Annotated in this window: 22 protein-coding genes; 13 read left to right on the forward strand and 9 right to left on the reverse strand. The window is 61.2% G+C overall.

Annotation, left to right across the window (positions count from 1 at the left end):
• Positions 1-29 precede the first annotated feature (29 nt).
• The 10 genes from purF (at position 30) to rbsK (ending at position 14,261) form a co-directional block, all read left to right on the forward strand.
• Complete coding sequence (gene purF / locus JQM66_RS08995; RefSeq protein ID WP_235229564.1) at positions 30-1,481, forward strand: amidophosphoribosyltransferase; 1,452 nt, start codon at positions 30-32, stop codon at positions 1,479-1,481.
• A gap of 1 nt (position 1,482) precedes the next feature.
• On the forward strand, positions 1,483-2,508 hold the full coding sequence (gene purM, locus JQM66_RS09000) for a phosphoribosylformylglycinamidine cyclo-ligase (protein WP_235229540.1): 1,026 nt from the start codon (positions 1,483-1,485) through the stop codon (positions 2,506-2,508).
• Positions 2,502-3,107 carry a phosphoribosylglycinamide formyltransferase gene (purN, locus tag JQM66_RS09005; RefSeq protein WP_235229541.1) on the forward strand — a complete coding sequence of 202 codons (606 nt, stop codon included), beginning with the start codon at positions 2,502-2,504 and terminating at the stop codon, positions 3,105-3,107. Before purM ends, purN begins: the two co-directional genes overlap by 7 nt.
• A gap of 11 nt (positions 3,108-3,118) precedes the next feature.
• Positions 3,119-4,297 (forward strand): phosphoribosylaminoimidazolecarboxamide formyltransferase, encoded by a 1,179-nt coding sequence (locus JQM66_RS09010; protein WP_235229542.1) that lies wholly within the window; start codon positions 3,119-3,121, stop codon positions 4,295-4,297.
• A gap of 263 nt (positions 4,298-4,560) precedes the next feature.
• Positions 4,561-5,844: a phosphoribosylamine--glycine ligase gene (purD, locus tag JQM66_RS09015; protein ID WP_235229543.1), complete on the forward strand. Its 1,284-nt coding sequence runs from the start codon at positions 4,561-4,563 to the stop codon at positions 5,842-5,844.
• Positions 5,845-9,534 (forward strand): phosphoribosylformylglycinamidine synthase, encoded by a 3,690-nt coding sequence (locus tag JQM66_RS09020; protein ID WP_235229544.1) that lies wholly within the window; start codon positions 5,845-5,847, stop codon positions 9,532-9,534.
• Between the two features lie 58 nt (positions 9,535-9,592).
• Complete coding sequence (locus tag JQM66_RS09025; protein ID WP_235229545.1) at positions 9,593-11,104, forward strand: IMP dehydrogenase; 1,512 nt, start codon at positions 9,593-9,595, stop codon at positions 11,102-11,104.
• Positions 11,105-11,434: 330 nt separating this feature from the next.
• A complete protein-coding gene (locus JQM66_RS09030; protein WP_235229546.1) occupies positions 11,435-11,992 on the forward strand; it encodes an RNA polymerase sigma factor in 558 nt (185 codons plus the stop codon).
• On the forward strand, positions 11,989-13,026 hold the full coding sequence (locus JQM66_RS09035) for a hypothetical protein (RefSeq protein WP_235229547.1): 1,038 nt from the start codon (positions 11,989-11,991) through the stop codon (positions 13,024-13,026). The genes JQM66_RS09030 and JQM66_RS09035 overlap by 4 nt, the downstream gene beginning before the upstream one ends.
• A 236-nt stretch (positions 13,027-13,262) precedes the next feature.
• Positions 13,263-14,261 carry a ribokinase gene (gene rbsK, locus JQM66_RS09040; protein ID WP_235229548.1) on the forward strand — a complete coding sequence of 333 codons (999 nt, stop codon included), beginning with the start codon at positions 13,263-13,265 and terminating at the stop codon, positions 14,259-14,261.
• A gap of 48 nt (positions 14,262-14,309) precedes the next feature.
• Here the strand turns inward: rbsK and srtB are convergent, their stop codons facing one another.
• Positions 14,310-15,158 (reverse strand): class B sortase, encoded by an 849-nt coding sequence (srtB, locus tag JQM66_RS09045; protein WP_235229549.1) that lies wholly within the window; start codon positions 15,156-15,158, stop codon positions 14,310-14,312.
• A 103-nt stretch (positions 15,159-15,261) separates the two neighbouring features.
• Between srtB and JQM66_RS09050 the strand changes: the two genes are divergently transcribed.
• The gene (locus JQM66_RS09050; RefSeq protein ID WP_235229550.1) at positions 15,262-15,828 is read left to right on the forward strand and encodes a GDSL-type esterase/lipase family protein; all 567 of its coding nucleotides are present in this window, start codon (positions 15,262-15,264) and stop codon (positions 15,826-15,828) included.
• Positions 15,813-16,319: a DUF6933 domain-containing protein gene (locus tag JQM66_RS09055; protein ID WP_235229551.1), complete on the forward strand. Its 507-nt coding sequence runs from the start codon at positions 15,813-15,815 to the stop codon at positions 16,317-16,319. The genes JQM66_RS09050 and JQM66_RS09055 overlap by 16 nt, the downstream gene beginning before the upstream one ends.
• A 29-nt stretch (positions 16,320-16,348) precedes the next feature.
• Here JQM66_RS09055 and JQM66_RS09060 read toward each other — a convergent pair whose 3' ends face one another.
• The 5 genes from JQM66_RS09060 to JQM66_RS09080 all read right to left on the reverse strand — a co-directional run bounded on the left by JQM66_RS09060 (position 16,349) and on the right by JQM66_RS09080 (position 20,074).
• Positions 16,349-17,680 carry an aminotransferase class I/II-fold pyridoxal phosphate-dependent enzyme gene (locus JQM66_RS09060; protein ID WP_235229552.1) on the reverse strand — a complete coding sequence of 444 codons (1,332 nt, stop codon included), beginning with the start codon at positions 17,678-17,680 and terminating at the stop codon, positions 16,349-16,351.
• The gene (gene scfB / locus JQM66_RS09065) at positions 17,680-19,068 is read right to left on the reverse strand and encodes a thioether cross-link-forming SCIFF peptide maturase (RefSeq protein WP_235229553.1); all 1,389 of its coding nucleotides are present in this window, start codon (positions 19,066-19,068) and stop codon (positions 17,680-17,682) included. The genes JQM66_RS09060 and scfB overlap by 1 nt, the downstream gene beginning before the upstream one ends.
• Before the next feature lie 66 nt (positions 19,069-19,134).
• Complete coding sequence (scfA, locus tag JQM66_RS09070; protein ID WP_235229554.1) at positions 19,135-19,272, reverse strand: six-cysteine ranthipeptide SCIFF; 138 nt, start codon at positions 19,270-19,272, stop codon at positions 19,135-19,137.
• A gap of 113 nt (positions 19,273-19,385) precedes the next feature.
• Positions 19,386-19,616: a DUF1653 domain-containing protein gene (locus JQM66_RS09075; RefSeq protein WP_235229555.1), complete on the reverse strand. Its 231-nt coding sequence runs from the start codon at positions 19,614-19,616 to the stop codon at positions 19,386-19,388.
• An 11-nt stretch (positions 19,617-19,627) separates the two neighbouring features.
• Positions 19,628-20,074: a CYTH domain-containing protein gene (locus tag JQM66_RS09080; RefSeq protein ID WP_235229556.1), complete on the reverse strand. Its 447-nt coding sequence runs from the start codon at positions 20,072-20,074 to the stop codon at positions 19,628-19,630.
• Between the two features lie 117 nt (positions 20,075-20,191).
• Here JQM66_RS09080 and JQM66_RS09085 point away from each other — a divergent pair, with 117 nt between their 5' ends.
• Positions 20,192-21,511, forward strand: a complete 1,320-nt coding sequence (locus tag JQM66_RS09085; protein ID WP_235229557.1) for a glycosyltransferase — start codon at positions 20,192-20,194, stop codon at positions 21,509-21,511.
• Between the two features lie 36 nt (positions 21,512-21,547).
• Here the strand turns inward: JQM66_RS09085 and JQM66_RS09090 are convergent, their stop codons facing one another.
• From JQM66_RS09090 to JQM66_RS09100, 3 genes are read right to left on the reverse strand one after another with little or no spacing between them, the layout of a single operon-like run.
• The gene (locus JQM66_RS09090) at positions 21,548-22,267 is read right to left on the reverse strand and encodes a PrsW family intramembrane metalloprotease (protein ID WP_235229558.1); all 720 of its coding nucleotides are present in this window, start codon (positions 22,265-22,267) and stop codon (positions 21,548-21,550) included.
• A 24-nt stretch (positions 22,268-22,291) separates the two neighbouring features.
• The gene (locus JQM66_RS09095) at positions 22,292-22,702 is read right to left on the reverse strand and encodes a DUF2752 domain-containing protein (protein ID WP_235229559.1); all 411 of its coding nucleotides are present in this window, start codon (positions 22,700-22,702) and stop codon (positions 22,292-22,294) included.
• Between the two features lie 47 nt (positions 22,703-22,749).
• The gene (locus JQM66_RS09100) at positions 22,750-23,016 is read right to left on the reverse strand and encodes a hypothetical protein (RefSeq protein WP_235229560.1); all 267 of its coding nucleotides are present in this window, start codon (positions 23,014-23,016) and stop codon (positions 22,750-22,752) included.
• Between the last annotated feature and the right edge of the window lie 176 nt (positions 23,017-23,192).

The following is a 23,192-nucleotide window of genomic DNA, read 5'->3' on the forward strand; positions in this document are numbered from 1 at the left end:
CCACCCCGGCGGAGCATCTCAACGGAGAGATGCTTCCGGCCGGTATCACCGAACGCCACATCCATGAGGAATGCGGCGTCTTCGGCGTGTTTTCCCAAACTACCGCTGATGTGGCATCCCTGGCCTATTACGCCCTGTACGCCTTACAGCACCGGGGCCAGGAGAGCGCCGGTATCGTGGTGAACGATGACGGTCTCTTCACCTCCTGGCGGGACGTGGGCCTGGTCAGCGAGGTATTCCCCCAGGAGCGGCTCAAATCCCTGGGCACCGGCAACATCGCCGTGGGCCATGTGCGCTACGGCACCACCGGCAGCGACAACAAGCGGAACGTCCAGCCCATTTTAGTGAATCACTACAAGGGCCGCATGGCCCTGGCCCACAACGGCAACTTGACCAACTCCCAGGAGCTGCGCTCCGAGCTGGAAAGCAAGGGCTCCATTTTCCACACCACCACGGATTCCGAGGTCATCGCCTACATCATCGTCCAGGAGCGGCTGAAGGCCCCCTCCATCGAGGCCGCTGTCTCCGCCGCTATGGACCGGATCGTTGGCGCCTACTCTCTGGTGATCTCCTCCCCCACCAAGCTCATCGCTGTCCGGGACCCCAACGGCTTCCGGCCTCTGTGCATGGGGCGTCTGAAGGACGGCAGCGTGGTGTTCGCCTCCGAGTCCTGCGGGCTGGACGCCATTGGCGCCCGGTTCGAGCGGGACATTCTCCCCGGCGAAATCGTGGTGGTGGACAGGGACGGCATCAAGTCCGACACCTCCCACTGCGGCAAGGCACCCAAGAAGCTGTGCGTCTTTGAATTCATCTACTTCGCCCGTCCTGACTCCGTCATCGACGGCAGCAGCGTCCACATCGCCCGGCAACGGGCAGGCGCCTTTCTGGCCCTGGAGCACCCCGTCCAGGCGGACATCGTCATCGGCGTGCCGGACTCCGGTCTGGACGCCGCCATGGGCTATGCCAAACAGTCCGGCATTCCCTACGGCATGGGCTTTATCAAGAACAAGTACATCGGCCGTACCTTCATCTCTCCCACCCAGGACATGCGGGAGAACGAGGTCAACATCAAGCTGAACCCCATCCGGTCTATGGTGGAGGGCAAGCGGGTCGTCCTGATCGATGACTCCATCGTCCGGGGCACCACCTGCCGCCGCACCATCGACCTGCTGCGCAAGGCGGGTGCCAAGGAGATCCACATGCGGGTCAGCGCCCCGCCCTTCGTATCCGAGTGCTATTACGGCACCGACATCGACGACAAGAACAAGCTCATCGCCAACCACCACACTGTGGAGGAGATCGCCGAGATCATCGGCGTGGACTCCCTGGGCTATCTCAGCCTGGACGATGTGGTGAAGCTGGCGGACAACACCCATGGTGGCTTCTGCACCGCCTGCTTCGGCGGCGGATATCCAACTCCCATTCCACAAGACAGCGGCAAGGACCGCTTTGAATGTAAGATCAGTGAAAGGAAAGCGTGACATGCGTAGTTTTTCTGACAGCTACCGGGAAGCCGGCGTCAACATTGAGGCCGGTTATGAGGGCGTAAAGCTCATGAGCGCCCACGTCAAGCGCACCCACATCCCCGGCGTGGTCTCCGATATCGGAGGCTTCGGCGGACTGTTCGCGCCCAATATGGCCGGTATGGCCGAGCCCGTTCTGGTGTCCGGCACCGACGGCGTGGGCACCAAGCTGCGTCTGGCCCAGCTGCTGGACAAGCACGACACCATCGGCATCGACTGCGTGGCCATGTGCGTCAACGACATCATCTGCTGCGGCGCAAAGCCCCTGTTCTTCCTGGACTACATTGCCATCGGCAAGAATGAGCCTGAGAAGGTGGCTACCATTGTCTCCGGCGTGGCCGAGGGCTGCGTCCAGTCCGGCTGCGCCCTCATCGGCGGCGAGACCGCCGAGCATCCCGGCATGATGGCCGCCGACGATTATGACCTGGCCGGCTTCTCCGTGGGTATCGTGGACAAGCCCAAGGTCATCGACAGCAGCCGCATGGCCCCCGGCGACGTGATCCTGGCCCTGCCCTCCAGCGGCATCCACTCCAACGGCTACTCCCTGGTCCGCAAGGTCTTTGACGTGGAGCACGCCGATCTGAACCTGTACTCCGCTGAGCTGGGCCGCACCCTGGGCGAGGCCCTGCTGGAACCCACTGTCATCTACGTCAAGCCCGTCCTCCGCTGCATTGAAGCCGCGGACGTGAAGGGCATCAGCCACATCACCGGCGGCGGCTTCTTCGAAAACATCCCCCGCTGCCTGCCCGACGGCCTGACCGCCAAAATCGACAAGGCCGCCGTTCAGACGCCCGCCATCTTCCACCTGCTGCAGAAGCAGGGCAGCATCTCCGAGCACGACATGTTCAACACCTACAACATGGGCGTGGGCATGACTGTGATCGTCTCCAAGGAGACTGCTGATGCCGCTATCGCCGCCCTGGACTGCGGCGCCTATGTGATCGGCGAGGTCGTCTCCGGCGAGGAGCGGGTGACGCTATGCTGAAAAAAGCCCGCATCGCCGTGTTTGTCTCCGGCGGCGGCACCAATCTGGAGGCGTTACTGAAGGCACAGGAAGCCGGAAAAATCCCCCACGGGGAGATCGTCCTGGTCTGTGCCAGCAACGAGACCGCGTATGCGCTGACCCGGGCAGCCAACCATGGTGTGCCCGGCGTCGCCGTCCCTAAGAAGCAAATGACCCAGGAGGCCTTCGAGGCCGCTTTGAACGAAAAGCTGACGGAATACCGGGTGGATGTCATCATCCTGGCCGGGTTCCTGTCCATTCTGTCCGCTGATTTTGTGAAGCAGTGGCCCGACCGTATCCTCAACGTCCATCCCTCTCTGATCCCCTCCTTCTGCGGCAAGGGGATGTACGGGCTGAAGGTCCACGAAGCAGCTCTTGCTAAGGGCGTGAAGGTCACCGGCGCCACAGTCCATCTGGTAAACGAGATTCCCGACGGCGGCCGCATCCTTCTGCAGAAGGCCGTGGAGATCCTTCCCGATGATACAGCGGAAGTCCTCCAGCGCCGGGTGATGGAGCAGGCGGAATGGGTCCTGCTCCCCCAGGCAGCAGAGATGCTGTGCAAACAAATTACTGAGAATTGAGGTGCGTTTCCATGAACGAACTGGAACTGAAATACGGCTGCAACCCCAACCAGAAGCCCTCCCGCATCTTCATGAAGGACGGCTCTGACCTACCCATCACGGTCCTGAACGGCAAGCCCGGCTACATCAACTTCCTGGACGCCTTCAACTCCTGGCAGCTGGTGCGGGAGCTGAAGGCCGCCACCGGCCTGCCCTCCGCCGCTTCCTTCAAGCACGTCTCCCCCGCCGGCGCCGCCGTGGGTCTGCCCCTCAGCGACGTGGACAAGAAAATTTACTTTGTAGACGAGGATGCGGAACTGTCCCCCATTGCCTGCGCCTACATTCGGGCCCGTGGCGCCGACCGGCTGTGCTCCTACGGCGACTGGGCGGCCCTGTCCGATGTGTGCGACGCCGCCACCGCCAACTACCTGAAAGCCGAGGTGTCCGACGGCGTCATCGCCCCCGGCTACACCGACGAGGCCCTGAAGATCCTGCGGGCCAAGAAGAAGGGCGGCTACAACGTTGTTCAGATCGACCCCGATTACATCCCCGCTCCCCAGGAGTACAAGGACGTGTTCGGCATCACCTTCCAGCAGGGCCGCAACAACTTTAAGATTGACGAGGAACTGCTGGGCAACATTGTGACTGAGAATCATGATCTCCCCGAAGCCGCCAAGATCGACATGATCGTCTCCCTCATCACTCTGAAATACACCCAGTCCAACTCCGTCTGCTATGTGAAGGACGGTCAGGCCATCGGCGTTGGCGCCGGCCAGCAGAGCCGTATCCACTGCACCCGCCTGGCGGGCCAGAAGGCGGACAACTGGTATCTGCGGCAGCATCCCAAGGTACTGGGCCTGCAGTTCGTGGACAACATCCGCCGCCCCGACCGGGACAACGCCATTGACATCTACACCTCCGACGAGTACGAGGACATTCTGGCCGACGGCGTGTGGCAGAACACCTTCAAGGTCAAGCCCGAAGTCCTGACCGCTGAGGAAAAGAAGGCCTGGATCGCTACCCAGTCCGGCGTGACTGTTGGCTCCGACGCTTTCTTCCCCTTCGGTGACAACGTGGAGCGTGCCCGGAAGTCCGGCGTGCAGTACATCGCCGAGCCCGGTGGTTCCATCCGGGACGACCATGTGATCGCCACCGCCAACAAGTACGGCATCACCATGTGCTTCACCGGCATGCGGCTATTTCATCATTAAAGAGGGGACTTCGTCCCCCCTTTCCCCACAAGGGGGACGCCGCATCCGTAAAGCAGCATAGCTGCTAACGGCTGCGCAGTAGATTCCCCCCACCAGTGACGTCGGTCACTGGTGAACGCCGCCCAAGGCGGCTGAGTCAAAGTATTTTTGTCAGGCACAGAAGGTGAATTGCCCTGCAGGGGCAAGAGAAACCCCTCTGGAGGGTGTCCTGACAAAAATGATTTAAATTCATTTGCCTCCGGCAAATTTTTAGGAGGGCTTCCATGAATCTTCTGGTCGTCGGCGGCGGTGGCCGCGAGCACGCCATTATCAAAAAGCTGAAAGAAAATCCCAGCGTGGAGACCATCTACGCCCTGCCCGGCAACGGCGGCATCGCCCAGGACGCCGTGTGCGTCCCCGAGATCGGTGCCAAGGACATCCCCGCCATCGTGGATTTCGCCAAGTCCCACGCCATCGACTTTGCCGTGGTGGCCCCGGACGATCCTCTGGCCCTGGGCTGTGTGGACCGGCTCCACGAGGCGGGCATCCCCTGCTTTGGCCCGGATGCCAAGGCCGCCCGCATTGAGGCCAGCAAGGTGTTCTCCAAAAACCTGATGAAAAAGTACGGTATCCCCACCGCCAACTACGAGGTCTTTGACGACCCCGCCAAGGCGCTGGAATACCTGAAGGGCGCCTCCTTCCCCATCGTCATCAAGGCCGACGGCCTGGCCCTGGGCAAGGGCGTGCTGATCCCCCAGAGCCTCGCCGAAGCGGAGGATGCCGTCAAGACCATCATGGAGGACAAGGCTTTCGGCGACTCTGGCAATGAGATCGTCATTGAGGAGTTCCTCACCGGTCCGGAAGTCAGCGTGCTGGCTTTCACTGACGGCACTGCCATCCGGCCCATGGTGTCCTCCATGGACCACAAGCGGGCCGGGGACGGCGACACCGGCCTCAACACCGGCGGCATGGGCACCATCGCCCCCAACCCCTGCTATACCAAAGCCGTGGCCGACGTGTGCATGGAGACCATCTTCCTGCCCACCCTGGCGGCCATGCGGGCCGAGGGCTGTCCCTTCAAGGGTTGCCTGTACTTCGGCCTGATGATCACCCCCAAGGGCCCCAAGGTCATTGAGTACAACTGCCGCTTCGGCGACCCCGAGACCCAGGTGGTGCTGCCCCTGCTGAAAACCGACCTGCTGACCGTCATGCAGGCTGTGGAAAACGAAACTCTGGCCGACCTGAACGTGGAATGGTCTGACGGCGCCGCCGCCTGCGTCATCCTGGCCTCCGGGGGCTATCCCAGCCACTACGAAAAAGGCAAGGTCATGACTTTGCCCAAAACCACTCCCGCCAACGTCACCATCTACCACGCCGGCGACAAGCTGGACGGTGAGGGCCGCCTGGTCACCAGCGGCGGCCGGGTACTGGGTGTCACCGCTGCCGGCCCCACCTTGAAGGAGGCCCTGGCGGACGCCTATACTGCCGCCGAAACGGTAGAATTTGAAGGTAAGTACATGCGTCACGACATCGGCCGCCGTGCTCTGGCGGCAATGGAGGAACTGTAAATGGTACGTCGCGTTTATGTAGAGAAAAAGCCGACCCTGCGGCAGGAGGCCGCGGGGCTGATGAACGAGCTCCGGTCTCTGCTGGGCATTTCCGCCCTGTCGGGCCTGCGCCTCATCAACCGCTACGACGTGGAGGGCCTGGACGAGGCCACCTTCCAGCGGGCGGTCCAAACCGTCTTTTCCGAGCCCCAGGTGGACCACGCCACCGCCGCTCTGCCCACCGGGGACTATACCGCCTTCGCCGTAGAGTACCTGCCCGGTCAGTTTGACCAGCGGGCCGACTCCGCCAGCCAGTGCATCCAGCTCATGACCCAGGGGGACCGCCCCGCTGTCCGCACCGCCAGGGTCTATCTGCTCTCCGGCGAGCTGACCCCTGCCGACGTGGACAAGATCAAGCACTATGTCATCAACCCCGTGGAGGCCCGGGAGGCTGGTCTGGAGACTGTGGAGACCCTCCAGATGGAATACGAGGTCCCCACCTCCGTGGAGACCATCACCGGCTTTACTTCCATGGACGAGGCCGCGCTGAGCGCCCTGCTGGACAAGCTGGGCCTTGCCATGGACCTGGACGACCTGAAGTTCCTGCAGGGCTATTTCCGGGATGACGAGCACCGAGACCCCACCATCACCGAGGTCCGGGTGGTGGACACCTACTGGTCCGACCATTGCCGCCACACCACCTTCTCCACCCACATCGACAAGGTTGAGATTCTGGACGATGCCACCCGCGCCGCCTATGAGCGGTATCTGGCCGCCCGGGTGGAGGTCTACGGTGAGGAGAAGGCCGCTGTCCGGCCCCAGACCCTGATGGACATGGCCACCATCGGCGCCAAGACCCTGAAAAAGCGGGGGCTGCTCGCAAACATCGACCAGAGCGAGGAAATCAACGCCTGCTCCATCCACATCACCGCCACGGTGGACGGTGAGGAGCAGGACTGGCTGCTGATGTTCAAGAACGAGACCCACAATCACCCCACGGAGATCGAGCCCTTCGGCGGTGCCGCCACCTGCATCGGCGGCTGCATCCGGGACCCCCTGTCCGGCCGTGCCTACGTCTATCAGGCCATGCGGCTCACCGGCTGCGGCGATCCCCGCACCCCTGTTTCTGAGACCATTCCCGGCAAGCTGCCCCAGCGGAAGCTGGCCCAGACGGCAGCCGCCGGTTACTCCTCCTACGGCAATCAGATCGGCCTTGCCACCGGCCAGGTGTCCGAGGTCTATCACCCCGGCTACGTTGCCAAGCACTTGGAAGTCGGTGCTGTCGTCGGCGCCGCGCCCTCCGAAAACGTGGTCCGGGAGCGTCCCGCCCCCGGCGATGTGGTGATCCTGCTGGGCGGCCGTACCGGCCGTGACGGCATCGGCGGCGCCACCGGCTCCTCCAAGAGCCACAACCGCAAGTCCCTGACCACCATGGCCTCCGAGGTCCAGAAGGGCAACGCCCCTGAGGAGCGGAAGATCCAGCGGCTGTTCCGGGACGGCAAGGTCACCCGCCTGATCAAGCGCTGCAACGACTTCGGCGCAGGCGGCGTCTCTGTCGCCATCGGCGAGCTGGCCGATGGCCTGGAGATCAGCCTGGACGCCGTGCGGAAGAAGTACGAGGGTCTGGACGGCACCGAGCTTGCCATCTCCGAATCCCAGGAGCGGATGGCCGTGGTGGTGGCTCCCGAAAACGCCGCCGCTTTCATCGCCGCCGCCGAGGCAGAGAATCTGGAGGCCTATCAGGTGGCCGTGGTCACCAAGAGCCCCCGCATGGTCATGAAGTGGAACGGCGCTACCATCGTGGACCTGAGCCGCGCCTTCCTGGATACCAACGGCGCCGCCAAGCATACCACGGTCCGGGTGGAAGCCAAAGACCGGGCGGATCTGGGCCGCAATGAAGCCAAGAGCCTGCGGGACATCGCCGCCAGCCTGAAGTCCGCCTCCCGCCGGGGCCTGGGCGAGCGGTTCGACGCCACCATCGGCGCAGGCAGTGTGCTGATGCCCTTCGGCGGCAAGACGCAGCGGACCCCCGCCCAGGCCATGGCCGCCCTGCTGCCGGTGCTGCCGGGTCAGGATACGGAGGACTGCTCCGTCATGGCCTGGGGCTTCGATCCCGAGGAAATGACCGTGGACCCCTATACCGGCGCCTACCATTCCGTCATCACCTCTGTTGCCAAGCTGGTGGCTGCCGGCTGCGATTATCACACCGCTTACCTGACTTTCCAGGAGTATTTTGAAAAGCTCCGGGAGGAGCCTGCGCGCTGGGGCAAGCCCTTCTCCGCTCTGCTGGGCGCTCTGGACGCTCAGCTGGATTTGAACATCGCCGCCATCGGCGGCAAGGACTCCATGTCCGGCTCCTTCCTGGATATGGACGTGCCCCCCACCCTGATCTCCTTCGCCATCGCTCCCTCCAAGGCGGGCAAGGTCCTGTCCGGCGAGTTCAAGGAAGCGGGCCATCCCGTGTACGTGTTCCTGTGCGACGGCACCGCCGACGGCCAGCAGGCCGCCTGGGAGGGCTTCCACGCCCTCTCCGAAGCCGGTAAGGTCCGGGCCGCCTGGGCTGTGGAAAACAGTCTGGCGGAGGCCGTCATGAACATGTCCTTCGGCAACGGCGTGGGCTTCACCGCCGACGCTACTGGGGACATCTGGTACTCCAACGCCATGCCCGGCGCCATCGTGGCGGAGCTGACGGAGGAGTTCTCCGCCGAATACGCCGCCCGTCTGGGCGTCACCACGGCGGAGCCCCTAGTCTCCATCGGCCCTGACAGCGCCCCCATTAACGAGCTGCTGGCCCTGAACGAGGGCGTGCTGGAAGATATCTATCCCAACCGTACTTCTGCGGACAACAGCCCCGTGCCCGTGATGGAGGCCCCTGCCTTCAATCGCGCCGCCCCCAAGGTGGGCATTGCCAAGCCCAAGGTACTGATCCCCGTGTTCCCCGGCACCAACTGCGAATACGACAGTGCCCGGGCCGTGGCTCACGCCGGTCTGGAGCCGGAGATCCTGGTGCTGAACAACCAGTCCGCCCAGGGCGTCGCTGACTCCGCTGCCCGCTTTGCCAAGGCGGCCAAGGAGAGCCAGATCATCTTCGTTCCCGGCGGCTTCTCCGGCGGCGACGAACCCGACGGCTCCGGCAAGTTCATTACCGCATTCTTCCGCAGCCCCGCCGTCAAGGACGCCACCATGGAGCTGCTGAAAAACCGGGACGGCCTGATGCTGGGCATCTGCAACGGCTTCCAGGCCCTGATCAAGCTGGGTCTGGTGCCCTACGGCGAGATCATCGACACCGATGAGACCTGCCCCACTCTGAGCTACAATGTCATCGGCCGCCACCAGTCCAAGATCGTCCGCACCCGCATCGCCTCCAACCGCTCTCCCTGGCTGTCCCGGGTGAACGTGGGCGACGTGATCAGCGTACCCATCTCCCACGGCGAGGGCCGCTTCCTGTGCGACCAGGAGCTGCTGGCGAAGCTGGCGGAGAACGGACAGATCGCCACCCAGTACGTAGACCTGGCAGGCGTGCCCACCATGGATGTGGACTTCAACCCCAACGGCTCCGTGTGGGCTATCGAAGGCATCACCTCTCCCGACGGCCGGGTGCTGGGCAAGATGGGCCACTCCGAGCGCATCGGCCCCGCCCTGTACCGCAACGTCCCCGGCAACTACGACCTGCATCTGTTCGATTCCGCCAGGGATTATTTCAACATTTAAGTTGCGTTTTTTCTCATTTGTGGTAAGATAATACAAATCTTTGAAGCGAGGTGGCCACATGGCTTACTATTTTACGGAACCTTCCCATACCTTCAGCGAGTACCTGCTGGTACCCGGCTACTCTGATGAAAACTGCATCCCCGCCAACGTCTCTCTCAAGACCCCGGTGGTCAAGTTCAAGAAGGGCGAGGAGTGCCCCCTGACCATGAACGTCCCCATGGTCTCCGCCGTCATGCAGTCCGTCTCCGGCGAGAAGATGGGCATTGCTCTGGCGAAAGAGGGCGGCATCGCCTTCATCTATGTCTCCCAGCCCATTGACCAGCAGGCCGAGATGGTCCGCAAGGTCAAGAACTACAAGGCCGGCTTCGTGTTCAGCGACTCCAATCTGCGGATCACCGACACCCTGGCGGACGTTCTGGCTCTGAAAGAGCGCACCGGCCACTCCACCATGGCCGTCACCGAGGACGGCACCGGCACCGGCAAGCTGCTGGGCCTGGTGACCAGCCGTGACTACCGGGTCAGCCGCATGGACCCCGCCACGCCCGTGGCCGAGTTCATGACCCCCGTGGAAAAGATCATCTCCGCTCCCGAGGGCACCAGTCTGAAAACCGCCAACGACATCATCTGGGACCACAAGCTGAACGCCCTGCCCATCGTCTCCAAGGACGGCCATCTGGTCTCCTTCGTGTTCCGCAAGGACTATGATTCCCACAAGGGCAACCCCCTGGAGCTGCTGGACAGCCAGAAGCGCTATGTGGTGGGCGCCGGTATCAACACCCGTGACTATGCCGAGCGTGTCCCCGCCCTGGTGGAAGCCGGCGTGGACGTGCTGGTCATGGACTCCTCCGAGGGCTACTCCGTGTGGCAGAAGCGCTGCCTGGAGTGGATCCGGGAGCACTACGGCGACACCGTGAAGGTGGGCGCCGGCAACGTGGTGGACGGCGAGGGCTTCCGTTTCCTGGCGGACGCCGGCGCGGACTTCGTGAAGATCGGCATCGGCGGCGGCTCCATCTGCATCACCCGCGAGACCAAGGGCATTGGCCGCGGTCAGGCCACCTCCGTCATCGACGTGGCCGCCGAGCGCGACAAGTATTTTGAGGAGACCGGTGTGTATGTGCCTATCTGCGCCGACGGCGGCATCGTGCAGGACTACCACATCACTCTGGCCCTTGCCATGGGCGCCGACTTCTGCATGCTGGGCCGCTACTTCTCCCGGTTCGACGAATCCCCCTCCGCCAAGGTCCTGATCGGCGGCAGCTATATGAAGGAATACTGGGGCGAGGGCAGCGCCCGTGCCCGCAACTGGCAGCGCTATGACCTGGGCGGTGCGGCGAAGCTGAGCTTTGAGGAAGGCGTGGACTCCTACGTGCCCTACGCCGGTTCCCTGTCCGACGGCATGGCCACCACCCTGGCCAAGGTCCGCTCCACCATGTGCAACTGCGGCGCGCTGACCATCCCCGAGCTGCGGGAGAAGGCCAAGCTGACCCTGGTGTCCTCCGTCTCCATCGTGGAAGGCGGCGCACACGATGTGCTGTTGAAGGATACCACCAATTCCGGCAACCGGGGCTGATTTTCAGCCATACGCCTGTCTGCCGCCTTCCACATCGCGCGTCAACGCGTCCAAGTGTTTTGCCTCCGGCAAAACCTTGAAATGGACGGGCTCGGCCCGGCCATTTGAGTCCCATGCGGGGTCCCCATGTGTCCCCGACACATGGGGTGCGGCGGCGCACACGACGTACCGCTGAAGGATACCACCAATTCCGGCAACCGAAGCTAAGAAACCTGCTGATTTGGAGCGGCCCCTGGCCGCTCCAAATTTTTTCTATGAATCCCCGTAACCTTCCCTGCGTTTTCCTGACCAGATAGGTGAAAGCCTCTTTCACGGAAGGAGTGAAGTGACTTGGAAGATCAGCAGATCGTGAACCTCTACTGGCAGCGCAGCTCCAACGCCATCTCGGAATCCAGTGCCAAATACGGCGGCTACTGCCATGCCATCGCATACCGCATTCTGGGCAGCTATCAAGACGCCGAGGAATGTGTCAACGACACCTGGGTCGGCGCCTGGAACGCCATGCCTGTCCACCGTCCCGCCTGTCTGACGGCATTTCTGGGCAAAATCACCCGCCGGGCGGCCTGCAACCACCTGGACGCTCTCCGGGCGGAAAAGCGGGGTAGTGGAGAGCTGCCGCTGGTGCTGGAGGAACTGGCAGACTGCGTGCCCGCCGCTTCCGACCCGGTAAAGACGGCGGAGGATGCGGAGCTGGCCCGGGCGATCAACGATTTTCTCCACCAGCTGCCGGAGCGGACCTGTAACGTGTTTTTGCGGCGGTACTGGTACGCGGAGCCGCTGGCGGAGATCGCCGTCCGGTACGGCATGAGCGAGGGCGCCGTGAAGGCCAGCCTGTTCCGGACCCGCCAAAAACTCAGGCGCTGTTTGGAAGCGGAGGGATTGCTATGACAACCGAAGAACGACTGTTCCGCGCCATCGGGGAAGCGGATGAATCTCTTCTGGAGCGCAGTGAACACTCCCGCAAAAAGCGGAGATACCTCCCCGTGGGGCTGGCCGCGGCGGCATGTTTGACGCTGGCGTTGAACGGCTATCTCTATCTGCGTTCCCCGGCTGACACCCCCGCGTCTCCTCCTGACAGCGAGGTATCCTCGGAAGCCCCAGGCACCTCCGACGTATTGGATACGCCCCTCCAGACGCTGCGGCTCTCCGGCGGCGAGGTAGGGACCTTCTATCTCCACCAGCTGTGCGCTGACACTGCATCGGAGCACTCCGGCTTCATCCTCTATGTAGACGGGGAGAGCTACCGGCAGGTCACAAAGGACGGCGTTTACACTGTTGAGCCCCTGGTGAACATGGGGAACCTGCCCACCTGCAGCCTGGAGATCTCCCACCAGGCGGATATCACTCTGCCAGACGCCGCCCTGCTGGCAGCAGAGACCCTGGCGGAGACCTATACCGCCGTCTCGGAGCCCCGGGAGACCTCCGCAGAGAACCGTCTGCTGGTCACTGCCAGCAATGGAACCACCTGGGACGCGGAGCAGGCAGATGTCTATCTGGTGGACGACCGGCAGGGCGGCGTGTTCATTTTGGTCTCCCGCTATTTCCTGGAGGCCGCCGAGGGCCACGGCGCCCGCTTCTCCGACATGATCGCCACCTTTGAGGTGGTATCCTCCAAAGAGATTGCTCCCACCTGGCTGGCGGAACTGCGGGCTGCGGGCGACCGCCTGATCCCCGCCCTTTTTTCCGATGACCTGTCCGGCGTGGCGGACCTGCTGGCAGAGGACGCCGTCATTGACGTCCATCTGGAGAAAGGCCGCAGCATTTCCGCCATCGACTACACCACCGACAGCGACGAAAACCCTGCCCAGGCAATCATTTCCGTTCAAAGTCGGCAGTTGGAGGACTCCTGTGACTATCTGACCATTGAACTGGCATATGAAAACGGCCAATGGCTGGTGACATGGGCGGGACTTGAGAAATAACAGGACTCAGACAGCGGCCTCCGTCTTAAGGCGGAGGCCACTGTCTCTCCCTGCTGCGGACAGATGTTTTTTATGTCAGCGCCTTTTTCCGCATGTATCAAATCCTGCCATGATTCCCACTTCTTCTCTCGATTTAATCGTTTATCTTTTAACTTTCCCAAAAAGGCTTGTATTTCCGATAGAAAGTCTTATAATGGAGGAAAACGTTTACACATATAACAGGAGCTTACAAGATCATGCAAAGAAAACCCCGCATTTTTGTAGTCGGCAGCTTTGTGATGGATGTGATCGCCACCACGGAGCGTGTCCCTCCTTCCGGCCAGACGGTCTATGGCAAGGAATTCCACATGGCCCCCGGCGGCAAGGGCGCCAATCAGGCCCTGCAGTGTGCCCGTCTGGGCGCGGACGTTACCATGATGGGCTGTGTGGGCGACGATCTCTTCGGCGAGATGCTGCTGGAAACGCCCCGGGCCGCAGGCGTGGATATCAGCCGGGTGGTCGTGCACAAGGGCGTGACCTCCGGCGTAGGCCATGTGACCCTGGAGGTCACGGAGCACACTGCCCAGAACCGTATCGTGGTGATCCCCGGCGCCAACCGGACCCTGACCGTGGACGAGGTGGCTTGGGTAAAGGAGGAGATTGGTACATACGATATGGTGCTGCTGCAGCTGGAAGTCCCTCTGGAGGTCAACCGGGCAGTAGCCCGCTGGGCCAAGGAGGCCGGTGTGCCGGTCATGCTGAATCCCGCTCCCGCCACGGAGCTGGACGACGAGCTGCTGAGCCTGGTGACCTATCTGACCCCCAACGAGCAGGAGGCCTCCATGGAGACCCACCTCCCCCTGGGCACCGACGAGCAGGGCCTGAAAAAGGACGATCTCCAGAAGATCGCCGCCGCCCTCTGGAGCAAGGGCGTGGAGAACGTCATCATCACCCTGGGCGGCAGCGGCTCCGCCGTGGTGGGTGCCGACAGCATCCGGTATATTCCCTGCGTCCGGATGCCCCATGTGGCGGACCCCACCGCCGCCGGAGACTCCTTCGTGGGCGCACTGTCCGTTGGCCTGTCTGTGGGCCTAACGCAGGAACAGGCTTTGGCCTTCGCCAGCCACACGGCCGCCATTACTGTCTCCCGGATGGGCGCCATGCCTTCTCTCCCCACGCTGGAGGAAGTCCTGGCTCTGATGCGGGAACGGGATTATCAAGGCTTTGACCTGTCCTTGCTGGATGTCCTCAAATAAACAAAAGACGGCGTATCGCACATGCGATACGCCGTTTTTTTCACGCAGTCAGTCGGGTTCCTCCACCAGCACTGCCTGGACCACCCAGCGGGTCTCATGGCCCCGTCCGGTACAGGTGGAAAGGGTCAGAATGCGGTCCTCCACCGTAGGGACGATCCCGGTACTGATGACCGACTTTTCCACGCAGAAGTCCAAAAAGGCCTGCTTCTGTGTGTCTCCCCCAAAGCCCAGGCGGTAGGTATCCTCCGTCACGCCCGCCTCGTAGGCTGAAAAGATCTCGTAGGTATACATCCCCGCTTTATTCATAATGTAGACCCGGGGATGCTCCACCCAATAGGACTGCTGGTCGTAATATTTCAGAGACGCGAACATACTGCCGTTCCGCATCCGGTGCCCGTAGACAATGGTATTAAAATCGCCGAGGCTGCTGCTGTTCTGACACTCCAGGAAAATGGAGCCAACCGAGCTGGAGGTCTTTTTCCAGGTATGGTTCAGATAGTACGCATTGTCACTTCCCTGCACCAGAGGATAGGAGATCCTGGTGTACGGGATCAGGATCCAACCCAGCACATCGCTGTTGACCTCCTGCAGAGCCGCAAAGTCCATGTTCCGCAGTGCGTCCGCATAGGGGTCCACATAGACCGGTTCCTGCTGCGGCTCCTCCTGCTGGTCAGGCTCTTCCGGCTGAGCTTCCGCCGGTTCTTCCGGCGCCGGTTCCGCCTCCGGTTCCTTCTGAAGCTCTGTCAGGTCCGGCAGCTCCACCAGCTCCTCCGCCTCTGCATAGGCGGAATCGCCCTCCCGGTACTGGAACTGCGTATACACCAGCATCCCGGCGCTGCCCAGAAACACCAGTGCCAGAAGCACTACAAGAAGCCTGCGAAGCGTTTTTCCTTTCATGCAAATTCCTTCTTTCCTCTGCATGTTCCTCTTTATCATAGCGGATAACGGGACAAATTGCAACCGGGAAGAAACTGTGTTATCCTGTGAACGAGGTGATACGATGCGACTGCTTTGCTTCGGTGATTCCAATACCTACGGCTACGACCCCCGGTCCTATATCGGGGACCGCTACCCGCCTGAAAGCCGCTGGACGGACCTGCTGGCCCAAAGCACGGGCTGGGAAGTACTGAACGACGGATATAACGGGCGAACTATTCCTGCTTCGGTCACAGCGGTGCGGCCGCCCCGGGCAGACGGTCTGGTGGTGATGCTGGGCACCAACGACCTTTTGCAGGGTCTCTCTGCCGCAGAGGCCGCCGTCCGCATGGAGCACTTCCTGGTCCCGCTTCTGCCCGCATACAGTCGTATTCTTCTGATCGCGCCGCCGCCCATGAAGCAGGGCATCTGGGTCACGGAGGAGCGGCTTCTCGTGGAATCCGCCAGACTGGCAGAAGAATACGAAGCTCTGGCCCGGCGGCTGGGCATCTCTTTTGCAGACGCCGGACAGTGGGGTGTGGAACTGACCTTTGACGGCATCCACTTCACCGAAAGCGGCCACCGGGCATTTGCCGCCGGTATCCGGGCCACTCTGGAACGGTGGGAGGTGCGGTCATGCAGCTCGGACTGACCTTTCCGCTGCAGCGGAAGCTGAAAATCAGGTCTGTGCCCTACGGTCTGCCGCTGGAACGTTTATACTGCTGGGACCTGCACTGCATCACCCTCCGTGGACAGGACTGTTTGCTGCTGGTCCACTGTGCCAGCCGATATACCATTGTGGCCTGCGGGGTCACGAGAGACCACTGGGAGGATTTGTCCGACTTCGCCATGGAGCAGATCCGTGCCGGATTACTGGACGCCGGACTGCCGGAGCGGATCGTGTCAGACTACCTCCGCACTGCTGGAATACCGGAGTTGACCCGCACCCACGGGCGGCGGGAGGTGGCCTTTCTGAACCGTGCCTGGGAGAATGTGCTGGCGCTGGACTTCACGGCGGATACTGCCACGGTACGCCAGCCGCTGCTGGAACAGGCCGTCAACGCTATCCCCTGCCGCTGCGCCGGGTTTGAGGGCCGGGAATCGGCAAGGCAGTTTTTATACATGTCTTTTCAGGGAACATAAAAACGCCCTTTCAGTGAAAGGGCGTTTTTTCATTTCAGAACATCTACAGTCTCTACACCATACTGCGCAAACAGCGCCAGGTTCTCCGGGCCGATGACCTCACCGGAGACGGCAATGGGGATGGCCGGGGGGCAGGACACCGTGGGCGCACCGCAGATGCGGCCCAGAGCCTGCCCGGTGGGGATGGTCTCATGGGGCGCAAACAGAGCCTCCCGGATGGAACAAACCCGCTCTCCTTTCGCCAGCGGCAAAGGAGCAGACGGCGTATAAAGAGCATGGTTTTCGCCAAGGGCAGTCAGCAGGCGGTCAAAGTCAGACGGAGCATTTTCCGGAGTGACCATAAGGATCAGAAAGTCCCCGTCGGCATACTCACACTCCACGCCGCTTTGGCGTAGGCGGTCTGCCAGGGCTGTGCCCGCCAGGCCCTCAGGGGTCCGGAGGGTCAGCCGCAGGGGATCACTGTCCTCCACCTGCCATCCGGATGCCCGCAGCCGATTCCGTACTTGGTCCAGCCGCTCCGCCGTCTCCGCCAGTCTGGCAGGATACTCTGCCGCCAGATAGCCGTTACACAGGTCCAGGGAGGCCATGGTGAGATAAGACGGACTGGTGGAGCCAAACAGCGCCAGAGCGGCTTTGGCGTGTTCCGCCAGAACCGCCGAAGCATGTTTACTGATATGGAGATAGGCGCCGCCGGTCAGCACCGGCAGAGTCTTGTGAGCGGAGTCACAGCAGAGGTCAGCCCCCAGGTCCAGGGGATGCCGGGAGGGAGACAGAAAACGCAGATAGGCACCGTGGGCGTTATCCACCGCCAGAAGCGTGCCGTGGCGGTGACAGACCTCCGCCAGAGCAGCGATATCCGCCATGCCGCCCAGATAATCCGGACTGGTAAGATAGACGGCGGTGGGCGGTGCCGGCAGAGATGCCAACGTCTTTTCCAGGCCCTCCGGGGAGACTGGGCAGGCGCAGAGGGAGCAACTCTCTTCAGGCCACAGCCAGACCACCTCGAAGTTCAGCAGTGCCGCCGCGTAGACAAAGGCCTTGTGGACATTCCGGACCGCCACAATGACCTGGGCCGCCCCGGTGGGGCGGCAGGTCAGGGCCAGGTACATCATGGCCCGGATGCACTGGCTGGAGCCCTCGGTGGAATAGCAGGTCCGGCGGGAACCGAACAGGGTCGTGGCGTTGGCCTCGCTCTGGGCGATGATGCCGTCGGCCTCATAGAGGGCATCCGCGCCCTTCACCTCTGTAATATCCAGATGCTCGCAGCCCAGGAATGTCTTCCCTTTGTGGCCGGGCATATGGAATCGGGCCATCCCGGCGCCGTCATAGCGCCGCAGGAAATCATAGATGGGAGTCTCCATCAATCGTCCTCTCGGGTGTCCTGCTCCGCCACCTTCATCATGATGGCGCACTCGATGCGCTTGCGGAACAGCTCACAGCCGGGCTCGTAGACGCCCCGGATGGAGCCGGTGGCATGGTAGGCGTTGGCGGCACAGCCGCCGGAGCAGTACAGCTTGGCCCAGCAGTCAGCGCACTCGGGACGGGCGTAAGCGTTGCAGGCGCGGAATTCATCCCGCAGCTTGGTGTTGGTGACGCCGTTCCAGATGTCGCCCAGCTTATAATTCTCCTCGCCCACGAACTGGTGGCAGGGGTACAGGTCGCCCCAGGGGGTGACGGCCATGTACTCCGTGCCGGAGCCGCAGCCGGAGATGCGCTTGTAGATACAGGGGCCGCCGGTCAGGTCCAGCATGTAGTGGTAGAAGGTGATGGGCTTGCCCTCCTTCTCCCGGCGGAGCATGTCCTCGGCCAGGGTCTCATACTGGTCCTTGACGATCTCCAGGTCCTCCGGGGTCAGGGCCGCTGGGTCATCGGGATCACAGACCACCGGCTCCATGCTCAGCTCCGTAAAGCCCAGGTCCGCCATGTGGAACACGTCCTTAGTGAAATCCGGATTGGCATGGGTAAAGGTGCCCCGCATGTAATAGTTCTTGCCGCCCCGGGCTTTCACCAGCTTCTGGAACTTGGGCACGATACGGTCGTAGCTGCCGTTGCCGGCGTAGTCCACCCGGGTTCGGTCGTTGATCTCCTTGCGGCCGTCCAGGGACAGCACCACGTTGCTCATTTCCCGGTTGGCAAAGTCGATGACGTCATCGTCGATCAGCATGCCGTTGGTGGTCAGAGTAAAGCGGAAGTTCTTGCCCCGCTCCTTTTCCACGCTGCGGGCATACTCCACCAGCCGCTTCACCACATCCCAGTTCATCAGCGGCTCGCCGCCGAAGAAGTCCACCTCCAGGTTGGTGCGGGTGCCGGAGTGGTCCATGAGGAAATCCAGGGCCTGCTTGCCCACCTCAAAGCTCATGAGAGCCCGGTCGCCGTGGTACTTGCCCTGGCTGGCGAAGCAGTATGCGCAGTTGAGGTTACAGGTGTGGGCTACATGGAGGCACAGGGCCTTCACCACGTCGCCGGAGCGCTCCTTGAAGGTGCCCGCCATGTCGGCGAAGGTGTCGGGGGTATAGAGCTTCCTGGCCTGCTTCAGCGCCTCCACATCGGCGATGCAGTCCCGCAGGTCCTGCTCCGTCACGTCCGGCCGGCCAGCGTACTTTTCCAGCATGGCCGCCACGATCTCGTCAGAAGTCTTTTCCGGGAACAGTGCGATAATGTCATAGGCCACCTCATCCACCACATGGATGGATCCGGAACAGGAATCCAGCACGATGTTGTAGCCGTTCAGCTGATACTGATGTACCATAATTGTTTCTCCTTGTACAGAAAAAGTGCCGCCTTCACAGGCGGCAGCTTTTTGATTGCGGTTATCTTACTTCTCGCACTTCTGGTTGGCCACGCCGCAGCTGGTCTTGCAGGCAGACTGGCAGGAGGTCTGGCACTCGCCGCAGCCGCCGTTCTTGGCGCTCTCGCACAGGTTGCGGGTCTCAAGAGTCTTGATTCTTTCCATGATTCATATCTCCATTCTCATTGATTTTTGTCTTTCAGCCGGGTGCCTGGACAGACATACCACGACCGTATTATCAGGAGGATTTTATCACAGGAAACGCATAAAGTCAAGGCTTACAGCGCTTCCCCCTCCCCAATATACGTAAACCGCCGGTGGGTCACGCCGTCTCGGGTCACCATCTCGTTCCACATGGATGCCGGGCGCACCCAGATACCATGTTCGCCGTACAGCGCCCGGTATACCACCATAGGCTCCAGGGTCTCCGAGTGGGTGGCTACATACAGGACCTCATATTCCTTTCCCTTGAAATGGCGGTATCTGCCGGGGCGGATCATCTCTTCCATAGCGTTTCCTTTCACAGCTTCCGCCGGCTCATAGCGGCGTTGGTATAGGCCGGGTCATAGGTCACTTCTTCCCCGAACCACGCCGGCGGCTGGAAAGCCAGAGCCTCTGCCTCGCCGGGGAATTCCACCTCCGCCAGCACCAGTGGGGCGAAAGGCGGATCAAAAACATCCAGCTCGATGGTGTAGGGGCCGCAGGGCAGCTCATAGCGGTCCTTGGCGATGCGGTCCCCATCTGCCTTTTTCAGCAGGTGGAGATAGGCCTCTTCCGTCAGAGGGAACTCATGCTCCTCCCGGGTAAGAAGCCCCGGCCCCTTATAGGTCAGAAAATAACGATTATCCTTCCGCCGGACCCGCAGCACTGGCTCGGTGCAGAGGTAGGCCTGCTCGATCCGCCGTCTGGGATACTGAGCCAGATCCTCCGGCAGAGCTGTCACCAGGAATTTTCTCTCGATCTCCACAGGATCACATCCTTCTTCTGCAGTATACCCCCAACCGCTTCAAAAGGCAATGTCCGTATTTGACGGGCTGTACTCTCTATGTTAAAATAAATGCACCTTTTCAAAGGAGAGTTCTGTATGTCCCCAACTGTCAGCATCATCGTTCCCATTTACAACGCGGCTCACACCATCGGCCGCTGCATCGAGAGCATCCTGACCCAGCAGTATACGGATTTTGAGCTGTTCCTGGTGGACGACGGCAGCCGGGACGGCTCCGGTATCATCTGTGACGCCTATGCCAAGCGGGACAGCCGCATCCGGGTCATCCACAAGGAGAATTCCGGCGTCTCGGACACCCGGAATCTGGCACTGGACCTGGCCCAGGGCACCTATCTCCAGTTTTTGGACAGCGACGACTGGATCACCCCCGATGCCACCAGTTCTCTGGTGCGGGCCGCAGAGGCCAACCGGTGCGATCTGGTAATCGCCGATTTTTACCGGGTCATCGGAGAGCGGGTCTCCCGCAAGGGGGATATTGAGGAGGACACCGTGCTTACCCGGGAAGAGTTTTCCGCCCATATGATGGAGAATCCGGCTGACTTCTACTACGGTGTCCTCTGGAACAAGCTCTACCGGCGGGACATCGTGGAGACGCATCACCTGCGGATGGACCCGGATATCAGCTGGTGCGAGGACTTCATGTTCAATTTGGAATACATCCGCTACGCGGAGCGGTTCTACGCCCTGCAAATCCCCATTTATTATTATGTGAAGACCAAGGGCTCTCTGGCCAACCAGAGCCTCACCATCGCCAAGACTGTCAAAATGAAGCTGATGGTCTTTGAGTACTACCAGCAGTTCTTCAAAACCGTTCTGGATGAGGAGGAATACCAGCGATGCCGCCCCAAGGTCTACCGCTTTCTGGTGGACGCCGCCGGTGACGGTGCGGTGCCGCCTGCGGTCCTGCCCAACTCCAAGAAGCTGGGGGCAGAGCGCAGCCGGGTAGCGCCGGAGCTGCTGAGCGGCAGCGGTCCCCTGCACAACGCCTACCGGGACCGGAAGCTGCTGGAGCAATACCTGGAGACGGCGGCTCTGAAAAACGATCTCTCCCTCCAGGATATTACCCTTCTGCTGGCCCTGAGGGAACTGGAGGCTCCCTGCACCCGGCGGGACCTGGCGGACTTTACGGGCCTTACCCGGGGCAGCCTGTCCTTCAGCCTTCAGCGGCTGGCAGCCAAGGAACTGATTCTGGTGGAAAATCTGAAGGATATCGAGACGGAGGAAAAGCTGCTGCGGGTCTCCTTCCCCACAACGTCCGCAGCCGTCTTTCAGGATCTGGACGTGGCCCTGGAGGATGCCCGTCAAGCCAGCCAGGCAGGCTTGACGCAGGAGGAACGCGCCCAATATGAAGCCCTGTCCGCCCGCATCCAGAGCAATATTCGCAGTATCCTTCAATAAACAAACGGCAGGAGATATCTCCTGCCGTTTTGTTTTTTACACGGGCGCGTCGGCGGCTGATTCCTTCTTGACGAGGCGAAAGATACCCAGGAACATCAACGCTACGAACACCAGAAACACCACCGTGGAGGTCCCAGTGCCGATCATGGCGCAGGTATCATAAAATCCATGCAGGAACACCGCACAGAGATAGCCGGTCCACAGGTCCCGGCGGGCTCCCACCAGGTCTCCCCAGCCCTCACGGAGCTTGGCCCGCCCGTAAAATGCTCCCATGACCACCGCGAAGGCCGCATGCCCTGGCACCGCCAGCAGTGCCCTTGGGAGAGCCACCGACAATCCATAATGCAGCACATATGTAATGTTCTCATAGGCCGCGAAGCCCAGGGACACGAACACTGCATAGACAATTCCGTCAAAGCGGTAATTGAAGGCGGGATGATACCAGGTGCGCAGCTTCAGCAGCCAGAACTTGGTGCCCTCCTCCACCACAGCCACCACCAGGAAGGCCAGTAAAATCGTATAGGCTGGGCTGCCGGGGTCCACCAGCAGGTCCAGGACCGTCTGGAACACTGCCTCCAGCACCGTGGCGCACAGAGCAGCCAGCACACCCATGAACAATAGGAGCATCAAAAGTCCGGGAGGTTCCTTCTCCACCGTATCATGCTTATAGATATAGCGCAGCAAAATAATGGCGGGCAGCACAGCCGCCAGAATGTAAACTGCCAGAATCGGCAGCATTGGCATGATGAAAAACAACTTCTCAGCCCCTCTCTATGATAGTTACAGTTCGATTCCAAATTCCACCAGCAGAAGATTTTTCCCGATCCAGTTAAGGGCCAACAGCCACAACAGCCATTTGGGCCATCTGAGATCGTAGTGCAGTGTCCACCCGGACTTTCCACGAAGCCGCCACAGTGTCTGGGACGACAAATAGACGACTGTCCAAATCGCGGCCACAGGCACCACCGGATGGTACCAAAGCGCCTGCAGCAGGTGTCCTTTTGCCAAAGCCATAAGCGCTCTGGTACCGCCGCAGCCGGGGCAATAGATATGCCAGGTACGGTAAACCCAGCAGCCACTGACAGTGGGCGCATGCAGCACACATTTCCAGATCAAAAAAGCCGCTGTCAGGGCCGACACTGTGATCCATGCCGCAGGATAGACCTCCCGGTCCGTCATCTGTCTGTTCATAGTTCCTCCATATGGGAAAGAGCCGCGCACATACGCGGCTCCGCAGTTCATTTCAGCAGCTTGATCTTTCCCAGCAGAGGCACTTCCTTCTCCTCCCCATTGAGAGCGGCGATGAATCCCATCACCGCGCAGACAAAGCAGAAGATGCCCCAGACCCAGCCCACGCAGGGGATCACGCTCAGCAGGCCTGCGATCCAGATGACCAGAGCCTGGTTGATATGAAACTTGGAACCCTCCCGGTCTCCCAGAAAAATGGCGATCAGCAGACCGATCCAGGTGAGATACGCCACAATATCCGTCGTTTTCTTATCCAAATTCTTTTCCCTCTTCTCCGTATATATTTTGACATAGTATAACACGCGACCCAGAAAAAAACAAGGATAAACAAAAAAGCGACAGTCTTTCGACTGTCGCTTAGTGTTGGCGTTACCTATCTTCCCGGGCCGTCGCCAGCCAAGTATTGTGGGCAGAAGTGAGCTTAACTACCGTG

This window comes from Oscillibacter valericigenes (assembly GCF_021531915.1).
GTDB lineage: Bacteria > Bacillota > Clostridia > Oscillospirales > Oscillospiraceae > Oscillibacter > Oscillibacter valericigenes_A.